General features: G+C 72.2%; 6 protein-coding genes. 1 reads left to right on the plus strand and 5 read right to left on the minus strand.

Annotation, left to right across the window (positions count from 1 at the left end; all coding sequences use genetic code 11):
- From ACT6XY_RS22505 to ACT6XY_RS22515, 3 genes are all read right to left on the minus strand, one after another.
- Positions 1 to 417 (minus strand): DUF1036 domain-containing protein (locus tag ACT6XY_RS22505; protein ID WP_444750534.1); only part of this gene is annotated, 417 nt, incomplete at its 3' end.
- A 94-nt stretch (positions 418 to 511) separates the two neighbouring features.
- Positions 512 to 1,378: a lytic transglycosylase domain-containing protein gene (locus tag ACT6XY_RS22510; protein WP_444750535.1), complete on the minus strand. Its 867-nt coding sequence runs from the start codon at positions 1,376 to 1,378 to the stop codon at positions 512 to 514.
- A complete protein-coding gene (locus ACT6XY_RS22515; RefSeq protein ID WP_444750536.1) occupies positions 1,375 to 2,265 on the minus strand; it encodes a DMT family transporter in 891 nt (296 codons plus the stop codon). Before ACT6XY_RS22515 ends, ACT6XY_RS22510 begins: the two co-directional genes overlap by 4 nt.
- Positions 2,266 to 2,391: 126 nt before the next feature.
- Here ACT6XY_RS22515 and ACT6XY_RS22520 point away from each other — a divergent pair, with 126 nt between their 5' ends.
- Positions 2,392 to 2,637 carry a DUF2312 domain-containing protein gene (locus ACT6XY_RS22520; RefSeq protein WP_444750537.1) on the plus strand — a complete coding sequence of 82 codons (246 nt, stop codon included), beginning with the start codon at positions 2,392 to 2,394 and terminating at the stop codon, positions 2,635 to 2,637.
- A 12-nt stretch (positions 2,638 to 2,649) separates the two neighbouring features.
- On the opposite strand, the gene ACT6XY_RS22525 is transcribed toward ACT6XY_RS22520, so the two are convergent.
- Both ACT6XY_RS22525 and ACT6XY_RS22530 read right to left on the minus strand, forming a co-directional pair.
- Positions 2,650 to 3,516, minus strand: a complete 867-nt coding sequence (locus ACT6XY_RS22525) for a DMT family transporter (protein WP_444750538.1) — start codon at positions 3,514 to 3,516, stop codon at positions 2,650 to 2,652.
- 153 nt (positions 3,517 to 3,669) lie between these two features.
- Positions 3,670 to 3,979: hypothetical protein (locus tag ACT6XY_RS22530; RefSeq protein WP_444750539.1), on the minus strand; the 310-nt coding region annotated here is incomplete at its 5' end.

The raw sequence follows: 3,979 nt of genomic DNA on the forward strand, positions 1-3,979 counted from the left end.
CAGCTGCACCGTCCACTGCCGCTGGTCCTGGGTGTCCACTTCGAAGAAGCCGAGCCGGTCATAGCCGCGCGCCAGGCACTGCTCGATGCCGCGGATGGTGAATTCCTTGTCGCGCGAGCACATGAAGGCACGGCCCGACCACTCGCCGCCCTGGTCGTAGTCGACCGCGTAGAGGTAGTAGTAGCGCGCCACCAGCGGGCCGCGCAGGATCGTCTCGCAGGAGCGGGCCGGCACGTTCCACCAGCCCTCGGTAGTCCAGCCCTCGCCGTCCTTGTAGCCGATGGCGACGCCGACGCGGCTTCCCGTCGTGTTGCACAGGCGCAGGTCGGCGGCGGCGGGTGCCGTGCCGCCGAGCCATATCGCGCCCGACGCGAGGCCGGCGAGGAGGCAGAATGCGCGGGGGGAGAGACGAGTCATCAGCGCCTTGTCATCCAGCTCTTTGGCTTTTCCTTGATACCACCGGCACTGTCAACGAAACGGCCGACCGGGCCGGCCGCCGTCCACCGCGGCATCAGTTGCGCAGCACGATGCAGGCGCCCCCCGCCGCCCGGATGCGGTTGCAGAGCTCGTCCGCGCCCCGCCGCGTCTGCACCGGCACCCTCACCCGGTAGAACAGCGCCCTTCCCCGGCTGCGCAGGCGCTGACCGAGCACCAGCGGCTGCACGTCGCCGAGCACGCCGGCGAGCCGCACCCGCGCCCGCTGGTAGCCGGCGAGCGCCACCGCCCGCGAGAAATTGCCGGAGAGCTGGACGCCCCAGGGCGCGAAGGGCCCCTGGATTCCCGCCAGGAGCTCGCCCGGCCGCCGGAGCAGCGCGGTCACCATCAGGCAGTTCTGCGGCGGCTGGTCCTGCAGGCCGGCCGGCGGCACCACGCCGCGGCGGCGGTCCTCGGCCCAGTCCTCCGCGGTGCGCGCCGTGATCTGGAACACGTAGTTCTGCGTTTCGAGCGGCAGGCCTCCCCGCCCGTCGAGGAAGTTCTGCACCCGCGTCGGCCCGCCGTTATAGGCGGCTGCAGCAAGGCCGAGATTGCCGAACTGGCGCCGGAGGTCCGCGAGGAGGCCCGCCGAGGCGGCGATCGCCTGTTCGGGATCGAAGGGATCGGCGAGGCCGCGCTCGCGCGCCGTCCCCGGCATGAACTGGGCGACTCCCTGCGCGCCGGCCGGGCTGACCGCGCGGATGCGGAAGCGGCTTTCCACCCAGATCAGCCGCGTGAAGAAATGGACCGGCAGGTCGTGGCGGCGGGCGCCCGCCTCGATCAGCCGGCAGATCGCCTGTTCCAGCGTCTCGACCGTCGCGGTTTCGGCGCGGACCGGCAGGACGGGGGCGAGCGTCAGCGCCGCCAGCAGGACGAGGCGCGCCAGTCGCCGCAACCCCCTCATCGCGGCCGCGCCACCCAGATGCCGAGCATGATCGCCGCGCCGCCCGCGACCTGCGCCACGCTGAGCGCCTCACCCAGCACGACCCAGGCGAAGAGCGCGGCGATGACCGCCTCGAGGAAGATGACGAGCGAGGAGAAGACGGTGGGCAGCGTTCCCAGCGCCACCGACAGCAGCCCCTGCCCCGCCGCGTGGGTGAGCATGCCGAGCGCCAGCACGGCGAGCCAGCCCTGCAGGCTCTGCGGCAGGATGCGCGGCTCCAGCATCAGCGCGACGCCGAAGAGCACCAGCGCCGTCACGGCCGTGGAGTGGAGGGTCAGCCGCGCCGCCCCGTGCGTCACCCGGCCCGCGCGGATGGCGTGGAAATAGAGGCCGAAGAACACGCCGGTCGCGAGGCCGTAGAGGTCGCCGGACAGGCGCGAGCGGTCGACCTGCAGGCTGTCGCCGACGAGCGCCGCGCCGCCGGCGATGCAGAGGGCGAGACCGGCGAGCGTCGCCCCGGAGACGCGGTCCTTGAACCACAGCCAGGCGACGAGAATGACCCAGACCGGAGCCGTGGTGGCGAGGAAGGTCGAGTTGGCGATGGAGGTGTTGAGGATGGACAGGTGCCAGAAGAACAGGTCGCCGGCGAAGAACAGGCCGGCGAGAATGCCGGGCAGGGTCAGCCCGGCGCGTTCCGTCCGGCCGCGATCCTCGAGCCGCATCCACACATAGAGCACGGGCAGCGCCAGGGCCGCTCGCCAGAAGGCCGAGGCGAAGGGCCCGACATCGGCGAGGCGCACGAAGACCGGCGAGACGCCGAGCGCCGTCGCGCCCGCGAGGAGCGCCAGGAAGGCGCCGGCCCGGGAGGTGCGCGGCTCAGACGGGATGACGGCGGGCGGAGATGTCATGGCACGGTTTCGCCCGTCGATGCATAGGCGGCGGCGGGCCTGTGGACAAGCGCCGCGCCGCTTGACCCCGCGACGCGAATTCGCGAACCAGTGCGGCTTCCTCCGCCCTCGTCCCGGGAGCCGCACATGGTCGATACCCAAAGCGTCGCAGCCGATCAGCTGAAATCCATCATCGAGCGCATCGAGCGCCTCGAGGAGGAGAAGAAGGCGCTGTCGGACGACATCAAGGACGTCTACGGCGAGGCAAAGGCCAACGGCTTCGACACCAAGGTGCTGCGCAAGATCGTCTCCCTGCGCAAGCAGGATCGCGACGAGCGCATGGAGGAGGAGGCGATCCTCGAGCTCTACAAGCAGGCTCTCGGCATGGCGTGAGGGCGCAGCCCCCTACGCCCTCTTCTGTCCGAACGTGGCAAGGCCCGCCGCGGCGATGACCGCGGCGAAGCCGACATAGTCGAGAAGGCCCGGCCGGTCGCCGACGAGCACCATGGCGCCGATGACGCCGACCACCGGAATGGCGAAGGTCGTCATCGAGGCGGCCCCGACCGTCAGCCGGTCGAGCAGCGTGAACCACAGCACATAGGCGAGCGCCGTCGCGCCGACGACGTGGTAGGCGATGGCGAAGGCCGTCCCCGCCGACAGGCTGCCCGGCAGGCTCTCGCCGCTGACCACGAACCCCACGGCCGCAACGCTCCCCGCCAGCAGCAGCTGATAACCGATCGCCACCATGCGGTCGGCCCGGTAGGGCCGGCGCTTGAGGTAGACCGAGCCCGCCGCCCAGCTCAGCGCCGCCACCACCGGGAACAGCACGCCGAGCGGGTTGACCGTTCCCGTGAAGATCGGTGACGCCAGCACCGCGATGCCGGCGAGGCCGATGACCAGCGCCGCGACCCGCGTGCGGTCGAGCTTCTCACCCAGCACGAAATAGGCGAGCACGATGGCCCAGAGCGGCGTCGTGAACGTGAGGATCGCTGCCCGCGACGTCGTGGTGGCGAGCTGGGCGAAGACCACGGCGAGATTGAAGACGGTGATGTTGAGGAAGCCGCCGACGAGCAGCGGCACCACGTCGGAGCGCGCGAAGCGCAGCGACCGGCCGGTGAGGAGCGCCAGCGCCAGCAGGATGAGCCCGCCGGCGCCCATGCCGCCCATGCGCAGCGCGAAGGGCGGCACCTCCGACAGGCCGATCTTCACGGCCGGCCAGTTGAGGCCCCACAGGATCGCCAGGGCCGGCGGAATGAAGCGGATGGGGTCCATGGCGTCCCGCGTCGTCCGGGGCGCGCGGCCGGTCCGGCACTGTGATCGGATCCCGGCCGTCGGGCCGGGAGGGGGCCGGACCATGCAACGGATGGGCGGGCCCCGCCATGGGGCCGCGTGCAGGTCAGGGGCGCGAGGGCGCCCCCGTCAGGATCAGCGGGAGAGGAAGGCGCCGCGCTGCGGCGTCGGCGCGGCGAACTCGATCGTCCGGAGCGTCGAGACCGCCTGCCCCGAGAAGCGCTGGGTCGGCACGGTGGCCGGCGCCGAGGCCGAGAAGGTCATGGCGACCACCTGGACCGGCTGCTGGATGAGCCGCTGGGCCCGCGGGTCGGGAGCATGCATGGCCGCGACCGTCGCGGCGCGCTCGGTCGGCTGGCGGGCGAAGACGACGGTTCCGCCGGCGCCCTCGGCGTTCGGAGCCACCATGGCGGGCGCCGGAACGGGCGGGCGGGCGGTGCGGGCC

Source organism: Phreatobacter sp. (assembly GCF_052440005.1).
Classification (GTDB): Bacteria; Pseudomonadota; Alphaproteobacteria; order Rhizobiales; family Phreatobacteraceae; genus Phreatobacter.